The organism is Mediterraneibacter butyricigenes (genome assembly GCF_003574295.1).
GTDB classification, from domain to species: domain Bacteria; phylum Bacillota; class Clostridia; order Lachnospirales; family Lachnospiraceae; genus Mediterraneibacter_A; species Mediterraneibacter_A butyricigenes.
Map to the genome: position 1 here is coordinate 2,715,336 of NZ_BHGK01000001.1, position 20,322 is coordinate 2,735,657.

At 46.3% G+C, this 20,322-nt stretch carries 17 protein-coding genes and 1 riboswitch; of the genes, 15 read left to right on the top strand and 2 right to left on the bottom strand.

All coding sequences use genetic code 11. The features are described 5' to 3' along the window. Positions 1 to 64: 64 nt before the first annotated feature. The 5 genes from hemW (at position 65) to dnaJ (ending at position 6,390) form a co-directional block, all read left to right on the top strand. Positions 65 to 1,255 (top strand): radical SAM family heme chaperone HemW, encoded by a 1,191-nt coding sequence (gene hemW, locus KGMB01110_RS13300; RefSeq protein ID WP_119298823.1) that lies wholly within the window; start codon positions 65 to 67, stop codon positions 1,253 to 1,255. Between the two features lie 236 nt (positions 1,256 to 1,491). Further along, a complete protein-coding gene (gene hrcA, locus KGMB01110_RS13305; protein WP_117603695.1) occupies positions 1,492 to 2,538 on the top strand; it encodes a heat-inducible transcriptional repressor HrcA in 1,047 nt (348 codons plus the stop codon). A gap of 49 nt (positions 2,539 to 2,587) precedes the next feature. Then, positions 2,588 to 3,220, top strand: coding sequence for a nucleotide exchange factor GrpE (grpE, locus tag KGMB01110_RS13310; RefSeq protein ID WP_117603791.1), 633 nt, complete (start codon positions 2,588 to 2,590; stop codon positions 3,218 to 3,220). Positions 3,221 to 3,306: 86 nt separating this feature from the next. Continuing rightward, entirely contained in the window at positions 3,307 to 5,178 is a 1,872-nt protein-coding gene (gene dnaK, locus KGMB01110_RS13315; RefSeq protein ID WP_117603694.1) for a molecular chaperone DnaK, read from the top strand. A 15-nt stretch (positions 5,179 to 5,193) separates the two neighbouring features. Then, positions 5,194 to 6,390, top strand: a complete 1,197-nt coding sequence (gene dnaJ / locus KGMB01110_RS13320; RefSeq protein WP_117603693.1) for a molecular chaperone DnaJ — start codon at positions 5,194 to 5,196, stop codon at positions 6,388 to 6,390. Positions 6,391 to 6,425: 35 nt separating this feature from the next. Here dnaJ and KGMB01110_RS13325 read toward each other — a convergent pair whose 3' ends face one another. Beyond that, complete coding sequence (locus tag KGMB01110_RS13325) at positions 6,426 to 7,046, bottom strand: response regulator (RefSeq protein ID WP_117603692.1); 621 nt, start codon at positions 7,044 to 7,046, stop codon at positions 6,426 to 6,428. Positions 7,047 to 7,159: 113 nt separating this feature from the next. After that, the gene (locus KGMB01110_RS13330) at positions 7,160 to 8,317 is read right to left on the bottom strand and encodes a histidine kinase (RefSeq protein ID WP_119298825.1); all 1,158 of its coding nucleotides are present in this window, start codon (positions 8,315 to 8,317) and stop codon (positions 7,160 to 7,162) included. A 311-nt stretch (positions 8,318 to 8,628) separates the two neighbouring features. Here KGMB01110_RS13330 and KGMB01110_RS13335 point away from each other — a divergent pair, with 311 nt between their 5' ends. The 10 genes from KGMB01110_RS13335 to KGMB01110_RS13380 all read left to right on the top strand — a co-directional run bounded on the left by KGMB01110_RS13335 (position 8,629) and on the right by KGMB01110_RS13380 (position 20,153). After that, entirely contained in the window at positions 8,629 to 9,558 is a 930-nt protein-coding gene (locus KGMB01110_RS13335; RefSeq protein WP_119299239.1) for an ABC transporter ATP-binding protein, read from the top strand. Positions 9,559 to 9,580: 22 nt separating this feature from the next. Next, complete coding sequence (locus KGMB01110_RS13340; RefSeq protein WP_119298827.1) at positions 9,581 to 10,765, top strand: ABC transporter permease; 1,185 nt, start codon at positions 9,581 to 9,583, stop codon at positions 10,763 to 10,765. Then, a complete protein-coding gene (locus KGMB01110_RS13345) occupies positions 10,752 to 11,906 on the top strand; it encodes an ABC transporter permease (protein ID WP_119298829.1) in 1,155 nt (384 codons plus the stop codon). The genes KGMB01110_RS13340 and KGMB01110_RS13345 overlap by 14 nt, the downstream gene beginning before the upstream one ends. Positions 11,907 to 11,961: 55 nt before the next feature. After that, positions 11,962 to 13,170: an iron-containing alcohol dehydrogenase gene (locus KGMB01110_RS13350; protein WP_119298831.1), complete on the top strand. Its 1,209-nt coding sequence runs from the start codon at positions 11,962 to 11,964 to the stop codon at positions 13,168 to 13,170. A 140-nt stretch (positions 13,171 to 13,310) separates the two neighbouring features. Continuing rightward, positions 13,311 to 14,138 (top strand): Mrp/NBP35 family ATP-binding protein, encoded by an 828-nt coding sequence (locus KGMB01110_RS13355; RefSeq protein ID WP_117603687.1) that lies wholly within the window; start codon positions 13,311 to 13,313, stop codon positions 14,136 to 14,138. Positions 14,139 to 14,207: 69 nt separating this feature from the next. Next, a riboswitch (purine riboswitch) is annotated at positions 14,208 to 14,304 on the top strand. A 112-nt stretch (positions 14,305 to 14,416) separates the two neighbouring features. Then, on the top strand, positions 14,417 to 15,697 hold the full coding sequence (locus KGMB01110_RS13360) for an amidohydrolase family protein (protein ID WP_119298833.1): 1,281 nt from the start codon (positions 14,417 to 14,419) through the stop codon (positions 15,695 to 15,697). Between the two features lie 4 nt (positions 15,698 to 15,701). Further along, entirely contained in the window at positions 15,702 to 17,999 is a 2,298-nt protein-coding gene (gene xdhA / locus KGMB01110_RS13365; RefSeq protein ID WP_117603685.1) for a xanthine dehydrogenase subunit XdhA, read from the top strand. Positions 18,000 to 18,016: 17 nt separating this feature from the next. Then, the gene (gene xdhB / locus KGMB01110_RS13370) at positions 18,017 to 18,904 is read left to right on the top strand and encodes a xanthine dehydrogenase subunit XdhB (protein ID WP_119298835.1); all 888 of its coding nucleotides are present in this window, start codon (positions 18,017 to 18,019) and stop codon (positions 18,902 to 18,904) included. Continuing rightward, entirely contained in the window at positions 18,897 to 19,409 is a 513-nt protein-coding gene (gene xdhC / locus KGMB01110_RS13375; RefSeq protein ID WP_117603683.1) for a xanthine dehydrogenase subunit XdhC, read from the top strand. Before xdhB ends, xdhC begins: the two co-directional genes overlap by 8 nt. Positions 19,410 to 19,448: 39 nt before the next feature. Continuing rightward, complete coding sequence (locus KGMB01110_RS13380) at positions 19,449 to 20,153, top strand: HAD family hydrolase (RefSeq protein ID WP_117888194.1); 705 nt, start codon at positions 19,449 to 19,451, stop codon at positions 20,151 to 20,153. Positions 20,154 to 20,322: the final 169 nt, after the last annotated feature.

Genomic DNA, 20,322 nt, shown 5'->3' on the forward strand with positions numbered 1-20,322 from the left:
ATGATTTAGAAAAAAGCGAAGAAGAAAAGTAAAAAGCAAAAAGAGTAAGAAGGGATGTGTGGAAATGGAGAATCTGGAATTGTATCTGCACATTCCTTTTTGTGTGCGGAAATGTGCGTATTGTGATTTTCTGTCTCATACACCGGAAAAAGGTGAGATAGAAGCTTATGTGAAAGCATTGAAAGAAGAAATTGCTTCTTATAAAAATATATTTGATTCCTGCCAGGTGTCCACGATCTTTTTCGGGGGCGGAACTCCATCGTTGCTGACAGCGGAACAGATGAAAGAGATACTGGATGGGATATGGACACATTTCAGACTGGAAGATACCGCAGAGATTACCATGGAGCTAAATCCGGGAACGGCAACGAGAGAACACCTGATTGGTTATCGCAGTGCGGGAGTGAACCGCTTGAGCATCGGATTGCAGTCCGTCCATGACAAGGAGTTGAAGATGTTGGGACGGATCCATGATTATCAGACGTTTCTGAATACTTATCAGGGGGCAAGAGAAGCTGGATTTGAAAATATCAATGTAGATCTGATTTCGGCAATTCCCGGGCAAAGTGTAGAGAGTTGGGAAGAAAGTCTGCGGACAGTTGTCGGTCTGAATCCGGAACATCTGTCGGCATACAGCCTGATTATCGAAGAAGGAACTCCGTTTTATGAGATCTATGGGGAGAAAAATCAGGAGACTGAGCAAATTCATGGGGAAAAGCAGAGGGAAGAAAAAGAAAAGTTGCCATCAGAAGAGGAAGAACGTCTGATGTATGAACGAACCCGGGAACTCCTGGCGGAATATGGCTATCAGCAGTATGAGATCTCCAATTATGCGAAGCCGGGATATGAATGCCGTCATAATCTGGGATACTGGGAAAGAGTTCCATACCTCGGACTGGGTGTGGGAGCCTCTTCCCTGATTCGGTACCGGGAAAAGGAATACAGATATCATCATGTGACGGAAGTGGATGAATATATAAAGTTTGCAGGAACCCCCGAAAAACTGGTCCGGGAACCGGAAGAAGTGGTTAGAAGGGCGCAGATCGAAGAATTTATGTTTCTGGGCTTGAGAAAATGTCAGGGAATTGGGAAGTCGGAGTTTCGAAAACGGTTTGGAGTACCGATCGAAGAGATTTACGGAGACATTTTACAGAAGCAGGAAAGGCTGGGGCTGATCCGGATCGGAGCAGACCAGATTTCGCTGACAGAGCGTGGAATGGATCTGAGTAATTATGTGTTTGCACAGTATCTGTGATAGAAAGAGGAAGCAGTCAGTTTGCACAGGCAGACTGGCTGTTTGCTGTATGATCGACTATTTCATGAGGTAAAAGGCTGTGTTCACGGATCTTTCACGAATTTTCATGAAAAATCCGGAAACATTGTTGACAAATGGAATGGAGAGTGCTATCTTAATAAACGTAGATATTAGCACTCTATAAATTTGAGTGCTAATAACACAAAAAGATTCAGGGAAGATTTCAGGAGGTGTTCATGATAAGAGAAGAAGGCTTAAATGAACGAAAACTGGTTATTTTAAAAGCAATCATCCAGAACTATCTGGAGACAGGAGAACCGGTAGGCTCCAGAACCCTTTCCAAATATACAGATCTGAATGTCAGCGCAGCAACGATCCGAAATGAGATGTCGGATCTGGAAGAGATGGGTTACATTATTCAGCCCCATACTTCCGCAGGAAGAGTTCCTTCCGATAAGGGCTATCGACTTTATGTAGATATGCTGATGGAGGAAAAAGAACAGGAACTCACCGATATGCGAGAGGAACTTCTGCAGAAGTCCGAAAAGACAGATCAGATCCTGAAACAGGCCGCGAAAGTATTGGCCAACAGTACCAATTATGCGACCATGATTTCGTCTCCGATCAACAATCGGAACACATTAAAGTTCATCCAGCTCTCTCAGGTAGATGAGACGCAGTTGGTGGCAGTCATCGTGATGGGCGGCAATGTGATCAAGAACAAGATCATTGATGTGGAAGAAGAACTGGGAAATGAAACACTTCTGAAGCTGAATATGCTGCTGAACACCAGTCTCAACGGAATGTCGATCGATCAGATCAATCTGGGTCTGATTGCTGCATTAAAGGAACAGGCCGGAATCCACCGCAAGGTGATCAGCGATGTGCTGGATGCAGTAGCAGAGATCATTCACATTGAAGATGATATGGAGATTTACACCAGCGGTGCAACCAACATTTTCAAGTATCCGGAGCTCAGTGATTCCAAGAGCGCACAGGAGATTCTGGGAGCGTTCGAGGAAAAGCAGCAGCTGGCAGAACTGGTGACTCAGACCTTATCCAGTGAGGAGAACACAGGAATCCAGGTATATATAGGAGAAGAAGCTCCGGTAAAGACCATGAAGGACTGCAGTGTGGTAACAGCCACTTACGAACTGGGAGACGGAATGAAAGGAACCATCGGAATCATCGGTCCGAAGCGTATGGATTATGAACATGTAATGAAGACGCTGAAAAAGCTTCAGACGGAGTTGGATTCCATGTATGGAAAGAATGATGAATGAGAAGAATGGAAGGTGAGAAACCGTGAGTGAACATAAAAGTCAGGAAGAGATGGTAAAGGATGCGGTAGAGGAGGCAAAAGCCAAAGTCGCAGAGGAACAGACTGAAGAAGTGCAGACGGAAGAGAATCCGGAAACAGTAACTGAGGAAGAAGCTGAGACAGCATCTCAGGAAGAAACAGGCGGAGAAGCAAAGGAGCCGGCAAAAGAAGGTTCCAAAAAGTTTTTCGGCAAGAAGAATAAGAAAGATAAAAAGGACGAGAAGATTGAAGAACTGACAGATCGTCTGACCAGACAGATGGCAGAGTTTGATAACTTCCGGAAACGTTCCGAAAAAGAAAAATCTCAGATGTATGAGATCGGAGCAAAAGATGTGATCGAGAAGATCCTTCCGGTGGTTGATAATTTTGAACGAGGGCTTCAGGGACTGACAGAAGAAGAAAAGGCTGATCCGTTCGTAGAAGGAGTCGATAAGATTTATAAACAGTTGATGACCACGTTAGAAGGAATCGGAGTAAAGCCGATCGAAGCAGTTGGTCAGGAATTCGATCCGGATTTCCATAATGCAGTAATGCATGTGGAGGATGAAGCGTTTGGTGAAAATACCATCGCAGAAGAATTCCAGAAAGGTTACACGTACCGCGACAGTGTGGTTCGCCACAGTATGGTAAAAGTCGCAAACTAATACGGTGTTTCATCCGGGCAATCCCGGAGTTCAAACATAAACATAAATAAGCAATTAAGTGAATGAAAATAAAGGAGGAATTTGTTATGGGTAAAATCATAGGAATTGACTTGGGAACAACTAACAGCTGTGTCGCTGTTATGGAAGGTGGACAGCCGACTGTTATCGCCAATACAGAAGGAGCAAGAACAACACCGTCTGTTGTTGCATTTACAAAGACAGGAGAACGTCTGGTAGGAGAGCCTGCAAAACGTCAGGCAGTTACCAATGCAGAGAAGACCATTTCTTCTATTAAGAGAGAGATGGGTACAGATCATAAAGTAGAGATCGACGGAAAGAAATATTCTCCGCAGGAGATCTCCGCAATGATTCTTCAGAAACTGAAAGCAGATGCAGAAAGTTATCTGGGAGAAAAAGTAACAGAAGCAGTTATTACTGTACCGGCTTACTTCAACGATGCTCAGCGTCAGGCTACAAAGGACGCAGGTAAGATCGCAGGTCTGGATGTAAAACGTATCATCAACGAGCCAACCGCAGCAGCTCTGGCTTATGGACTTGATAATGAAAAAGAGCAGAAGATCATGGTATACGACTTAGGTGGCGGTACCTTTGATGTATCTGTTATCGAGATCGGTGATGGAGTCATCGAAGTACTGGCAACAGCCGGTAACAACCGTCTGGGTGGAGATGACTTCGACCAGAAGATCACAGACTATATGCTGGCAGATTTCAAGGCAAAAGAAGGCGTAGATCTTTCCGGAGACAAGATGGCTCTTCAGAGACTGAAAGAAGCAGCAGAGAAAGCAAAGAAAGAGCTTTCTTCCGCAACGACAACCAACATCAACCTTCCGTTCATTACTGCAACAGCAGAAGGACCGAAGCATTTTGATATGAACTTGTCAAGAGCTAAATTTGATGAGTTGACACGTGATCTGGTAGAAAAGACAGCAGAGCCTGTTACAAGAGCTTTGAAAGATGCCGGAATCACAGCTTCCGAACTTGGTCAGGTACTTCTGGTAGGTGGATCTACACGTATCCCGGCTGTTCAGGAAGAAGTAAAGAGACTGACAGGAAAAGAACCAAGCAAATCACTGAACCCGGATGAGTGTGTAGCTCTGGGAGCATCTGTTCAGGGTGGTAAACTTGCAGGGGATGCAGGTGCCGGAGACATCCTTCTTCTGGATGTTACTCCATTGTCACTGTCCATTGAGACAATGGGTGGAGTTGCTACAAGACTGATCGAGAGAAATACTACCATCCCGACCAAGAACAGCCAGATCTTCTCTACAGCCGCTGACAATCAGACAGCCGTAGATATCAACGTTGTTCAGGGTGAGAGACAGTTCGCAAGAGACAACAAGTCTTTGGGACAGTTCAGACTGGATGGAATCGCACCGGCTCCGCGTGGAGTACCGCAGATCGAAGTTACATTCGATATCGATGCGAACGGTATTGTAAATGTATCTGCAAAAGACCTGGGAACAGGAAAAGAACAGCATATTACCATTACTGCAGGTTCCAATATGTCCGATGAAGATATCGACAAGGCTGTAAAAGAAGCAGCAGAGTTCGAGGCTCAGGACAAGAAACGGAAAGAAGCAATCGATACCAGAAACGAAGCAGACGCTATGGTATTCCAGACAGAAAAAGCCATCAAAGAAGTTGGTGACAAGCTGGATGCTCAGGACAAGGCAGCTGTAGAAGCTGACTGTCAGGCACTGAAAGATCTGCTGGCAGCATCTGCACCGGAGAACACAACCGATGAGCAGGTTGCTGAGATCAAGGCTGCAAAAGAGAAACTGACAGAAAGTGCTCAGAAGCTCTTCACAAAGATGTATGAGCAGGCCGGAGCCACAGCAGGCGCAGGAGCAGCAGGTGGACCGACACAGGAAGCAGGACCGGCACCGGAAGGTTTCCAGGGCGATGATGTGGTAGACGGAGATTATAAGGAAGTATAATACAGGTAGAGAGTTATGGCAGAGTCAAAAAGAGATTATTATGAAGTGCTTGGTGTCAGCCGCGATGCTGATGACGCCACACTGAAAAAAGCATATCGAAAATTGGCAAAGAAGTATCACCCGGATATGAATCCGGGTGATGCTGAAGCTGAAAAGAAGTTTAAAGAAGCTTCCGAAGCATATGCAGTGTTAAGTGATGCCGAGAAACGGCGTCAGTATGATCAGTTTGGTCATGCGGCATTTGAAAATGGAGCCGGCGGAGCAGGTGGCTTTGGTGGATTCGATTTTAACGGAGCGGATTTCAGCGACATTTTCGGAGATATATTTGGAGATCTCTTTGGAGGCGGAGGTGCCAGAAGAGGCGGTCGTGCAAGCAACGGGCCGATGAAGGGTGCAAACGTAAGAAAGAGTGTGCGTATCACATTTGAGGAAGCAGTCTTCGGATGTGAAAAAGAGTTGGATGTGGTTCTGAAGGATCCGTGTCCGACCTGCAACGGAACCGGTGCCAAGCCGGGAACTTCGCCGGAGACCTGTCCGAAATGTGGCGGTAAAGGTCAGGTAGTCTATACTTCACAGTCTTTCTTTGGTACGGTACAAAACGTACAGACTTGTCCAAACTGTGCGGGCAGTGGTAAGGTGATCAAAGATAAGTGTACTTCCTGCAGCGGAACAGGATATGTTTCCAGCAAGAAGAAGATCCAGGTATCAATTCCGGCAGGTATTGACAACGGTCAGTGTGTCAGAATCCGTGAAAAAGGAGAGCCAGGAGTCAACGGTGGTCCGAGAGGGGATCTGCTGGTCGAGGTAAATGTATCCCGCCATCCGATCTTCCAGAGACAGGATATGCATATTTTCTCTGTTGCACCGATTTCCTTTGCGCAGGCTGCGCTGGGCGGTGACGTGAGAATCAAGACCGTGGACGGAGATGTGATTTATACTGTGAAACCGGGTACCAAGACGGATACCAAAGTCCGTTTGAAGGGCAAAGGTGTTCCGTCTCTGAGAAATAAGCAGGTACGTGGAGATCATTACGTAACACTGGTGATCCAGACGCCAGAGAAACTAAGCCCGGAAGCAAAAGAAGCATTGAAGAAATTCGATGAACTTTCAGGAAATACACTGAACCAGGAAATAAAAACAGAGGAAGACAAACCGGCGCATAAGAAGAAGCGTGGGTTTATGGAAAAAATGAAAGAGGCATTTGACGAGTAATCGTCAGAGGCCTCTTTCATTTTTTCTGGAGTTTTCTAGCTGTGTTTGTAATAAAACACAGCGACTTGTGTACGGTCCCGCAGATGGAGTTTATCCAGTATTGAAGAAAGATAGTTACGGACAGTGCCTTCGCTTAAAAATAAAGCGGAGGCTATTTCTTTATTGCTGAGTCCTTCGGCAATCAGGCGGATGATCTCCAGTTCACGGTCGTTGATATCCAGGGAGTGATAATCGAAGCTTTCTTTTTGTTGCATCAGGCTTGGGATTCGGGAAATGATTTCATTTCCGAAGACGGTCTGCCCGGAAGCAACGGCCTCCAATGCTGGAACGATGGTGGCATAATCCTGCTTTAGAAGATACCCTTTGGCACCTAAGAGCAGTGCCTTGATAATATATTCGTCATCAGAAAAAGTGGTCAGCAACAGGATTTTGGCATCCGGATATTCCTGTAGAATCTGTTCAGAAGCAGTCAGTCCGTCCATTTCTTCCATTCGAATATCCATCAGCAAAATGTCCGGCCGATGCCGGCGGTAAAGGGATACGGCTTCCTTTCCGTTGGAACCGCTGGCTAGAACCGTGATATTGGGATTGGCCTCTAAAAGGATTTTCAAAGCACCTGTAACAAAAGGATCATCATCTATGATAATAAGGTTCATCATTAACCTCCTGATATAAGTTATTTGGCAGATATTGTGTTGAATTATGCAATTATACAATGGCAGTGGACGATGCCTTGTTCTGTCATTGAAATAGATTCATTGCTTTAAAATTATGGATTTTCCTTGGGGATCATAACGAAAATATGAAAGCCCTTGTCTGTGGTGATTTGCAGAGTGCCGTTCAGCGCCTCTGTCCGTTCCCGGATATTCGTCAGCCCGATTCCGGATCCGCTTCCTGATGTTGTGGAGTTGATGGTTTCAGGCGTTCCGTTATCTGAGATTTTTAATTGGTAGAATCCGGGGTGTTCGATGCAGGATATGGATACCTGGGTTGCATGACTGTGCCGGATAATGTTGGAAAGCGCTTCTTTTACGATACCGATAAAGCAGTATTTCAATTTCGGAGGAATTGCCCGTGACATTTCATATTGAAAGGAGACGGGACAAAACTGAAACTGATCCAGCAGAAGCTTCAGGGAATGTTCCAGATCTTCGGCCTCCTCGTGGAGATCATGGACACTGTTTCGGATGCTGTTCATTGCCTGATTTAAAGACTGATCCAGAACATCTAAAGAGGAGGAAAGCTCCGGAGACTGGTTCACGGTTTTCAGGGCGCCAACCATCAGGATGGAACGGGAGAGAACATGACCGACATTGTCATGGATTTCCCGTGCTATCCGGTTACGTTCTTTCAAGGTAGCGTTGTAGATTTCATAGTCCTGCTTTTCCAGAATCGCCTGATTGCGCTGGTGGAGAAGCAGATTTCGCTCAGTTTCCGTATCTCTGGTGGTACGGTAGAGAGTCTGCAAAGCCTCGTAACGCCGGAAAAATAAAGCGAGAAGAAAGCCTAAGAAAATCCCGAACAAAAGATAGAAAACCAGAGAACCGGATAAAGACTGTAAGGTCTGTGAAGACTGCACAGAACGCAAACCCGGTAAAGACTGCGAAGATGATGTGAACAAAAATCCAAAGATCAGATATCGCAGAAAAGCCGGAAGGAATGCGCAAAGATAAATATAATTTAAATGGTAGAAGCCGATACATAAAACGGCTGGTATCCAGAGAAAAAAGTTCGGAAAAAACAAACAGAGTCCGGCAAAGAAGATTCCGGCTACGGTCACTGCTCTGGAAGAATCCGAAAAAACGGAAAGAGACAGAAGACAGAAGGTGCAGAGAAATGCTGCTACAAAAGAAACGTCGATCGGTACAAAACTCAGCGAAAAGAAGCAGTATAAAGTTAAAATAGCATACTCTGCCGGATGACGCATCGACTTCTCCTTTCTTTTGAATGACAGATGACGAATCATCTTACAGTCAGTTGGACTCTATGTTTGATATACGATTTCCTGTGGTTTCATTATATATAGAATCCGGGGAAAAGAAAAGTGACAATTGTCATATGGAAAAGTGACAGGATGCACTGGTTCAAACCGAAAAAATTTTTTATACTGTAAGAGAAAAATGAATGAAAAGGCTTAAGGTTTCTGAACAAAGCTATATGGAAGAAGGAACTTGAAAGAAAAATTGAATTGAAAGAGAAAACAGGAAAATCGAAAGAAATGGGGGATAAAGGATGAAGATTGTGGAAATAGAAAATCTGGTAAAAAGATATGGAGATCTGGTGGCGTTGGATCATTTGAATCTGTCCATCGAGGAAGGGGAGGTCTTTGGGCTTCTGGGACCGAACGGAAGTGGGAAAACGACGGCGATCAACTGTATGTTGTCACTCCTGAAATATGATAAGGGCGAGATCCGGTTATTCGGAGAAAAAATGGAACCGGATCGCTATGATCTGAAACGTCAGATCGGGATCGTGCTTCAGAATGTGGCGGTGTTTGAAGAGTTGACCGTTTATGAAAATATTGATTATTTCTGTGGACTTTATGTAAAGGAAAAGAAGAAAAGACAGGAACTGGTCGAGGAAGCCATTCGTTTTGTGGGGCTGGAAGATTATCGGAAAATGCGGCCGAAGAAATTATCCGGGGGGTTACTTCGTCGGTTAAATATTGCCTGTGGGATCGCGCACAAGCCAAGACTGATCATCATGGATGAGCCGACGGTGGCGGTAGATCCTCAAAGCCGGAACAAGATTCTGGAAGGAATCAAAGAGCTGAACCGACAGGGCTCCACGATTATTTATACCTCTCATTATATGGAAGAGGTGGAACAGATCTGCAGTCGGATCTCTATTATGGACCATGGAAGAAGTATTGCACAGGGAACGAAAGAAGAACTGAAAGAGCTGATCCGTACAGGAGAGACCATTACCATCGAGGACGTTATACTGACGGCGGAACAGATTCGTGAAATGGAGATACAGCCTTATGTTCATGAGGTGGACTATAAAGAGCAGACGCTGACGGTACGATGCAGGAAGGGCAGCCAGAATCTGGTGAAGGTATTAAGTTTACTGGAAGAAGAGAAGGTTGGATTCGGAAGAGTGTATTCGGAATTGCCTACATTGAATGATGTGTTCCTGGAGATCACAGGAAAGCAACTGAGGGATTAGGAGAGAATCTGGGAGGAAGAACATGTTACATTTGTTAAAATATCATTTGAAAATCAATCTGAGAGATTTTAATGTGGTATTCTGGCCGCTGATTTTTCCGATCCTGTTGGGCACCTTATTTTATTTTTCCTTCGGAACGATGAAGGAAGCGGATTTTGAGATCGTGCCTGTTGCCGTGGTAAATGAATCCGATCCAGATAACGGGCAATCGGATGAAGCTTGGTTAAAGAATCTGCAAAATGAAATCGGTGGAATGCAAAACGGAATCTTTGTACAATATCTGCGGGAACTGGATGGCAAACTGATCCGGGTAGAAGAACTGTCTGAAGAACAGGCAAAGAAAAAACTGAAAGAGCAGGAAGTGTCAGGCATCTATCTTTGCAAAGAAGGAGAGGACGCAGTTCTGGAAGTAAACGGGAGCGGAATGAAAGAAAGTATTCTGGAAGCAGTGCTCAATACGTATCTGGAGCAGAAAGATGCTTTTGTGGAGATAGCAACGACGCACCCGGAAGGATTGCAGGCAGCCGTTTCACAGATGCAGGATTATCAGGATCTGATCCAGGACGTTTCTCTTGGCGGAAAAACGACGGATGGAAATGTGCAGTTCTTTTATGCGCTGATCGCCATGGCATGTTTTTACGGTGGATTTATCGGATTCGGCACGGCAATCCGCCTGCAGGCAAATATTTCGGCGCTGGGAGCAAGAAGATGTGTGACGCCGACTCATAAGTTGAAAGTGATTCTTTCGGAATTTGTGGTTGCTTTTGTGATCCATCTTGTGAATGTGCTGATCCTTTTGTTCTATTTAAAAGAAATCCTGCGGCTGCAATTTGCCGGAGATATGCGGGAAATGCTGCTGATCCTGATCATCGGAAGTATGATCGGAGTGGCATTTGGCATCTGGATCGGAAGTGTAGGTAAACTTGGAGAAGGAAGTAAGATCGGAATATTGATCGGATTTTCTATGATCTGTTGTTTCCTGGCAGGACTGATGGTTTCAGGGATGAAAGATCTGATCGAGAAGCATTGTCCGATCATCAACCGGCTCAATCCGGCGGCGGTGATCTCGGATGCGCTTTACTGTGTCAATGTCTATGAAGATCAGGCAAGGCTGCATCAGGACATGGGAATCTTACTTGTCATGTGTGCAGTACTGACAGTGACGGCTTATCTTATGGTCAGGAGGGAACGTTATGACAGTATTTAAAGGATATTTAAAAATTGCATGGAAGAACCGGTTCCTGATCTTCCTGTACCTGGGAATTTTTTTCGGAATCGTCTTGATGATGCAAAAGAGTGCTAAAGATTCCGGCGGTGAGCTGTACCAGACAGAAGGGTTGAATCTGGCGGTGGTAGATGAAGATCACGGTGCATATGCCAAAAGTCTGATCCATTATCTGGAACAGAGACATCAGGTGCAGGAAATGGCTCCGGACAAGGAAAAACTTCAGGAAAATCTTTTCTATGAAAATGTGGATTATATTCTCTGGATCCCGGAAAATTTTGCACAGAACTGTATTGAGGGGCAGGAGAAACTTTCGGTAACAAAAAGACCGGGGTCTTATACCGGATCTTATGTGGATCAGCAGGTCAACCAGTTCTTGAATCAGGCAAAATTGTATCAGAGTGCAGGATTTTCAGAAGAGGAGATCCTGAAAGAACTTCAGAAAGATTCTCCGAAAGCCAAAGTTCAGGTGTTGGACCGGCAGTATAAGACCGCGAAAGAAAACGGGATTTATTACTATTTTCAGTATATACCTTATCTGTTTCTGGTGATTTCCTGTTATATCCTGGGAAATTTGAGAATGTCTTTTCGAAAAGGAGATCTGCCCAAAAGGCTGGCAGCTTCGGCTGTGAGTGCCAGAAGACAGTCGTTGGAAAGTATCGGAGCAGTTCTGGTGATGGGGATCGTTCTGTGGACAATCTGTATCGGAGCGGCTTTTGTGATCTATGGGGAAAAGATGGAGACGATTCGAAGTCTGATTCCGTATTATCTGTTGAATACGTTTTGTTTCTTGCTGGTTACGTTGATGCTGGCGTGGCTGGTAGGAGCACTGGTAAAAAGCAGTACCGCTTTAAACGGAGTTGCCAATCTGGTTTCTCTTGGCATGTGCTTTTTGTGTGGGATCTTCGTACCGATCGGGCTTCTGGCATCGGGCGTGCGGAAGATCGCACAATTTCTTCCGGCTTACTGGTACACAAGGGCAAATGAAATCCTGGGGAATACGCAGAGTCTGACCCAACATATGCGGGACGAACTTTTCCGGGCTTATGGAATGCAGATACTGTTTACGCTGGCATTTTTTTGTGCGGTTCTTTCTCTTGCAAAATGGAGACAAGAGTCCTGAAATGTGTTATAATCAAGCATAATCATTTGCACAGAAGGACAAGGAGGAACAACAGATGAAAAATTTCAGACAATATACCCCTACGGAGATTTTGTTTGGAAAGGATACAGAAGACCTGACCGGTGAAGAAGTACGAAAATGGGGCGGCTCCCGAGTGCTGATCGTATTTGGCGGCGGAAGCGTGGTACGAAGCGGACTTCTGAAACGGGTAGAAGATACACTGGTAGCAGAAGGCATTGTTTACGAAGAGTTTGGCGGTGTCCACCCAAATCCGCTGATGAGTTTTGCCCAGAAGGGAGTGGAAGAAGCGATTTCTTTCGATGCGGATCTGATTCTGGCTGTAGGTGGCGGAAGTGCTATTGATACGGCGAAAGCCATTGCCCACGGAGTGGCAAACCCGGAGGCGACGTTGGAAGAAATCTGGGATGGAAAGATTGCACTGAAGAAATCCTTGCCGGTAGGTGTGGTTCTGACACTGGCAGCAGCCGGAAGCGAAATGAGTAATTCCAGTGTACTGACCAATGAAAGAACTGGGAAGAAAAAGGGACTGGGAACAGATCTGAACCGTCCGAGATTCGCGATCATGAATCCGGAACTGACATACACCATACCGAAATATCAACTGACCTGTGGGATCGTAGACATTATGATGCATACACTGGATCGGTATTTTACACCGGTGGAAGGGAATCAGATGACAGATCGGATCGCAGAAAATCTGCTTCAGAATGTAATCGAAAATGGAAGGATCGCATTTAAGGATCAGACAGATTATGATGCAATGAGCGAGCTGATGTGGTGTTCCAGCCTTTCCCACAATGGGATCACGGGACTTGGCGGAACCAGAGAATTTGCAGTTCATAAGCTGGGCCATGAGCTGAGTGCGGCATATGATGTGGCACACGGTGCTTCTTTATCTGCCACCTGGGGAGCCTGGGCAAAATATGTCATGATGGCAAAACCGGAGCGATTTGCTCAGTATGCAAGAAAGGTATGGAACGTAGAAGAGACAGACGATATTGATGCAGCGATCGCCGGAATCGAGAAGACGGTCGAATATTTTGCATCCCTGGATATGCCGGTTTGCCTGCCGGATCTGGAACAGCCGGGGGACAAAGGAAAGGTAGGCGTCTTGTCAGAAGAGGTCTTATATGAGCTGGCAGACCGGGTGACTGCAGGGGATACGATGAAGATTTCTACGCTTCAGCCGATGAACAGGGAAGATATTCTGAATATTTACCAGCTGGCCAACAAAGAAGCATGAAAGTGGCTTGTATTTCCGTAGAAATCCGATATAATAAGTAATAGAAGTGTTTAGAAAAATGCCTCGGAAGCAGCAAAAACCGGGAACGGAAAAGAGATGCATCCGGGGCAATAGGTGTATATAAGGAGAATCAAAGAATCATGTCAGAACAATGTTCAAAAGAATCATGCGCAGGATGCGCGCAGGCTGGAAGTTGTTCCAGCCAGAAACCAGCTGATCTGAAAGAACCGGCCAATCCCTATTCCTGCGTCCGTAAAGTGATCGGAGTTGTCAGTGGAAAAGGCGGTGTGGGCAAGTCCATGGTAACGGCTTCCCTTGCGAGACAGCTTCGCAAACAGGGATATACAGTAGGTATTCTGGATGCGGATATTACTGGACCGTCGATCCCGAAGATGTATGGCTTACATGAACGGGCACTGGGAGCAGAAGAAGGAATCTATCCTTGTGTGGCAGAGGACGGGACCAAGATCATGTCCATCAACCTGATGCTGGAGAATGAAGAAGATCCGGTGATCTGGAGAGGCCCGGTTATCGCAGGTGTGGTCAAACAGTTCTGGACAGATGTGATGTGGGGAGATCTGGATGTGTTGCTTGTAGATATGCCGCCGGGAACCGGTGACGTTCCGCTGACTGTATTCCAGTCCCTTCCGGTGGATGGAACTGTGATCGTGACATCGCCGCAGGATCTGGTCAGAATGATCGTGAAGAAGGCATATTCCATGGCAAAACAGATGAATATTCCGGTACTCGGTCTGGTGGAAAATTACAGTTATCTGGTCTGTCCGGATTGCGGAAAGAAGATCGAAGTCTTCGGTCACAGCCATATCGATGAGATTGCGGCAGAACTTGGAACGGAAGTTTTAGGAAAAATTCCGATTGATCAGACTCTGGCGGAGGCAGTAGAGAACGAACAGTTCTACAATGTGGAGAACCCGTATCTGGATGAAATCGTGGATAAAATTTTATAAGCAGGGATAAAAAGTTATTTCGAACATACAGAGCGAAACACGTATGATAGGAATAACAGAAGCTATTTGAAAAAGTATATAAAGAAAACTTATATAGGTTCATAATCGGATGAACGTCTCTACCAGTTGCCGGAAACAACTGACTATAAGATTTCTGAGAAAATCCTGCAGGACTTCTCTGTCGGGGAAGTCCCGGGGAACTCTGCAAAGTTCTAAAGAGAATGTGGTACAGGAGTTTTAAGAAAAGTTTCAGGGTAGAAAGGAGATGTCTGAAGAGTATGGGACCTAATTTTATTTTAAAGGGAAATATCTGTTACTGTGAGACACCGGAAAGATTCACGATTGTAGAGCATGGGGTGCTGGTCTGTAAGGAAGGACTGGTGGAAGGTGTCTATCAGGAAATACCGGAAGCATTTGCTGACTTTGAGGTGAGAGATGCCGGGGAGAAGCTGATCATTCCGGGACTGGTGGATCTGCATCTTCATGCGCCGCAGTATACCTTCCGTGCAACACATATGGATCTGGAGTTGCTGGAATGGCTGGAGAATTATGCGTTTCCGGCTGAAGCCAAATATAAAGATGCGGAATATGCAAGAAAGGCATACGGGATCTTTGTGGATCGTTTAAGAGACAGTGCCACGACTCGTGCATGCATGTTTGGAACGCTTCATGTGGAGGCAACAGAGATTCTGATGGAGCTCTTGGAAAAATCCGGACTTCATACCATGGTCGGGAAGGTGAATATGGATCGGAATTCTCCGGATTATCTGAGAGAGGAAAGTGCAGATGTCTCCGGTGAAGCTACGGTAGAATGGATTAAGGACTGCAAGAAAAAGTTCCGTAATACGAAACCGATTCTGACTCCGAGATTTATTCCGAGCTGTACGGATGAACTGATGGAGAATTTAAAAAAGATCCAACTTCATTTTCAGCTTCCGCTGCAGAGTCATCTTTCGGAAAATCTGAGTGAGATTGACTGGGTGCAGGAACTCTGCCCGACTTCCGCATTTTACGGGGATGCCTATGATCAGTTTGGACTTTTCGGAGCGGATTGTCCGACCATTATGGCGCATTGTGTGTATTCTTCCGATGAGGAAATCCGGCGCATGAAAGAAAATGGAGTCTTCGTGGCACATTGTCCGGAATCCAATATGAATCTGGCATCGGGAATCGCACCGATCCGCAAATATATGCAAGAAGGACTGAAAGTAGGACTGGGAAGTGACGTGGCCGGAGGAACCAAAGAAGATATGTTTGCAGCGATGATGCATGCCATTCAGTGTTCGAAGCTGCGCTGGCGGGTGATCGATGATACGCTGGCACCGCTGACGGCATCCGAAGTCTTTTATCTGGCGACCAAAGGAGGCGGAGAATTCTTTGGCAAAGTGGGAAGTTTTGAGCCGGGATATGAATTTGATGCGGTAGTATTGGATGACAGCCGGTTAAAGGATGTGGAACCGGTAAGTGTAGCAGATCGGATCGAGCGATTTATCTATCTGGAGCAGGAAGAAGATATCAGAGCAAAATATGTAGCAGGCAAAGAAGTATTCTGGAGGTGAGGGTATGACAATGGACAATGGTGTGATTGGAAAAAGCATCAAACGTGTGGATGCCTTTGATAAGGTGACAGGCCGCGCAAAATATACAGATGATCTGTGCGATAAGAGTGCTTATATTGCCAGAGTGTTGCATTCGACAGTTGCAAACGGAAAGGTATTGTCGGTGGATACCTCCGAAGCGGAAAAGATTCCGGGAGTGGTAAAGGTGGTCACCTGTTTTGATGTGCCGAAGATTTATTTTCCGACGGCAGGACATCCCTGGTCCACAGAGGAAGCACATCAGGATGTTGCAGACCGATTGCTGCTGACAGACCGGGTACGGTTTTACGGGGATGATGTGGCAGCCGTGATTGCGGAAAATGAGGTGGCAGCAGCTCAGGCACTCCGTGTGATCCATGTAGAATATGAAGAATATCCATTCGTGCTGGATGCACAGAAAGCAATGGAGGAAGGTGCACCGCAGCTTCACGAAGATTTTCCGAACAATGTTCTGAAACATACCAGCATTCGAAACGGAAATTATGAAGAGGCGATCAAAGAGCCGGGACTGATTAAGGTGGAAGGATGGTACGATACACCTACAGTCCAGCATTGCCATATTGAGAATTTTATCTGCTATGCGCAGGAAGAGGACGGAAAGATCAAGATTACATCGTCTACCCAGATCCCGCATATTGTAAGGCGTGTGGTAGGGCAGGCACTGGGAATTCCATGGGGAAAGGTGCGCGTGATTAAGCCTTACATTGGCGGTGGGTTCGGAAATAAGCAGGATGTACTGTACGAACCACTGTGTGCCTATCTTTCCACACAGGTAGGTGGCCGCCTGGTGAAAATGGATATGACTAGAGAAGAGACTTTTGTCTGCAACCGGGTGCGCCATGCGATTCGGAGTCATATCATTTCCTATGTCCGTCCAGATGGAACCTTTGTGGCAAGAAAGCTGGAGTGCTTTTCCAACCAGGGGGCCTATGCTTCCCATGGTCACAGTATCGCGGCAAAGGGAATGGGAGCATTTCCACAGCTTTATCCCTGCCCAAATGTAGAGGCTGATTCTTATACGGTGTTTACCAACCGTCCAGTGGCAGGTGCCATGCGTGGATATGGAATCCCGCAGGCCATGTTTGCCGTGGAGAGTCATACCGATGAAGTGGCAAAAGCCATTGGCATGACACCTCTTGCGTTCCGTCAGAAGAATCTGATGCCGAAAGGATTTACCGACGGATTTTCGAAAAATGTGATGTATGAGGATTCCTTTAACCAATGTATGGATAAGGCGAGAGCCTATACAGATTATGACCGGAAAGTCAAGGAGTACGAGGATCAGACCGGAGAAGTACGAAAAGGAATCGGTCTGGCGGCATTCTGGTATAATACGGCAGTTTGGCCGATTTCTCTGGAAACTTCTTCTTGTCGAATTGTTCTGAATCAGGATGGTTCCGTACAGGTACAGGTAGGAGAGACCGAGATCGGACAGGGGGCGGATACAGCCTTTTCACAGATGGCGGCGGATACGCTTGGAATTCCAGTGGAGCGGGTGCATGTTGTATCCAGTCAGGACACGGATATCACACCATTTGGTACCGGTGCTTATGCATCCAGACAGACTTATACCGCTGGTTTTTCCATCCATCAGACAGCACTGCTTCTGAAAGAGAGAATCTTAAGCTATGCCCATGAATTGACACGGATGCCGGTAAGTATCATGGATCTGACCGCGGGAAAGATTATCAGAAAGACAGATGGTATGGTCTTGCTTACCCTAGAAGAACTGGCGACGGAAGCATTGTACAGCCTGTCGCACAGCGAACATCTGACGGCGGAGAGTACATACCAGATCAAAAGCAATGCCTATTCACTGGGCTGTACCATTGCAGAAGTGGAAGTGGATATTCCGGCATGCAAGGTGAAGCTGACCGATATCATCAATGTGCACGATTGCGGACGCCTGATCAATCCGGCGCTTGCCCAGGCTCAGGTTCACGGTGGCATGAGCATGGGAATCGGATATGGAATGTCCGAATATTTGCAGTTTGACGAGAAGACCGGAAGAACTTTAAACGACAATCTTCTGGATTATAAATTATCGACCTGTATGGATCATCCGCATCTGGAAGGAGAATTTGTGGAAAATTATGAACCCACCAGTGTCTATGGAACTAAAGCGCTGGGAGAGCCTCCGGTCTGTTCTGTGGCTCCGGCCATCCGCAATGCCATCCTTCAGGCAACAGGAGTAGGTGTTAATGAATTACCACTGAATCCCCATCATTTGTTCAAGGCATTCAGTGAAGCTGGACTGGTATAGAGAGGGGGAGACAGAGTATGTATGATATCAAAGCATTATATGAGGCTCAAAGTGTGGACGATGCAGTTCACCTGATGCAGCAACATCCGCAGGCGCAGATCATTGCGGGGGGAAGCGATGTTCTGGTGCAGATCAGGGAAGGAAGAAGAGCCGGTGTAGAATTGGTCAGCATTTACGGGCTGGATGAACTGCGCGGAGTGACGATGGAAGAAGACGGGACGATCCGAATCGGTTCCCTGACCAGTTTTTCTCATATTACCAAGGATCCGCTGATTCAGAAATATATCAATGTTCTGGGAGAGGCAGTGGATATGGTAGGTGGTCCTCAGATCCGGAATATCGGAACCATTGGCGGAAACACCTGTAACGGAGTGACATCGGCGGATTCTGCATCTACACTGCATGCATGGGATGCCATTGTAGAGCTGACCGGTCCGGAGGGAGTCCGAAGACTTCCGATCCGTGAGTTCTATATCAAAGCAGGAAAGGTAGATTTGCGACCGGCAGAATTGCAGACGGCAATCCTGCTTCCGAGAGATTCTTATGAAGGATATTTTGGACATTATATTAAATATGCCATGCGAAATGCCATGGATATCGCAACGCTGGGCTGTTCGGTAAACGTGAAATTATCGGAGGATAAACAGCGGATCGAAGATGCCAGAATCGCATACGGTGTGGCAGGACCGATTCCGATTCGTGCCGTGGCTGCGGAAGAACAGATTCGGGGAAAAGAACTGAGTCCAGAACAAGTGAGTGCATTTTCCAAAGCAGTGCTTGCTGACATCAATCCACGTGACAGTTGGAGAGCCAGCAAGGCGTTTCGAGAACATATTTCCCAGGTGCTTGCAAAAAGAGCACTGACGGAAGCAATCCACAGAGCCGGAGGTGAGATCCATGAGTGAAAAACAGTATAAGCTGGTTCGGTGCACCATTAACGGAAAAGAGACGGAAACGATCGTAGACGTGAGGGCCTCGCTGACAGATATGCTGCGAAATGACTATCGTCTGACCAGCGTGAAAAAAGGCTGTGAAGTAGGGGAATGTGGAGCCTGTAATGTGATCATTGACGGGGAATGTTTTAACTCCTGCATCTATCTGGCAGTCTGGGCGGAAGGTAAAAACATTCGGACGCTGGAGAGCCTGATGGGACCAAACGGAGAACTCTCAGACATTCAGCAGGCATTTATTGATGAAGCGGCTGTACAGTGCGGATTCTGTACACCGGGCTTTATTATGACGGCAGTGGAAATTCTGGAATCCGGAAAACGCTATTCCAGAGAAGAATTAAGAAAACTGCTGTCCGGTCATCTGTGTCGTTGTACCGGATATGAGAACATTTTAAATGCAGTAGAAAAGACCATGGAAAAACGGCTGGAAGAAGCGGAGCACACGCAAACAGAAGCGTAAAAGCCAAAGAAAAGAGAAAGTACAGAAAGAGAAGGCAACATGAAGATAAAAGCAATATTTTTTGATGTGGATGATACGTTGTATGATCTTTCAGGTCCGTTTGTCAGGGCATATGATAGTTTTTATGGCGAAAAATATCCGGTAACAGCACAGGAGATGTTCATACGGAGCAGACGGCGCAGTGATGAGGTGTACGCGCTGACGCTGACCGGTGAAATGTCCAAGCATGATATGTATATTTACCGGATGCAGAAAGCGTTTGAAGATGCCGGAATCCAGATTCCGGCAGAGGAGGCGCTTCAATATCAGGAATATTACGCGGCATGCCAGCGGCAGATCAGTATGACTCCTTATATGAAACAATGGCTGGAACACTGGAAGGGGAAAATCCCGATGGGCGTGATTACGAACGGGCCTGCAGAGCATCAGTGGAATAAGGTGCACGATCTGGGATTGCTGGAATATTTCGACAGGGATAAGGTTCTGGTTTCGGAAGAACTGGGAACAGCAAAGCCGGATCCGAAGATTTTTGAACTTGCACTGGAGAGAGTGGGAACGAGTCCGGAAGAAACTTGTTTCGTGGGAGATTCCTTTTCTATGGATATGACAGGCGCCTGTAAGGCTGGCTGGAAGACTATCTGGATGAATCACAGAAAGCATGAGCCACTTGAGAACGGGGCAGTTCCGGATTATGTTGTTTCTTCGGAAAAAGAAATGTGTGAGCTGATCGAGAAGCTGATATAGCCCAAAAACGTGTTGATGAAAACTATTATCCTCCCGTAAAAGGAATGCATAAGGGAACATCCGAAGCCCCAGTACTTCCTGAGAGCAAGCGTGAGCGGTTCCCGTTGCAACCTTTTGCGGGAGGTAAAGTTGTATTCCTATAACTCACATATGAAGTTTGAGGGTTATA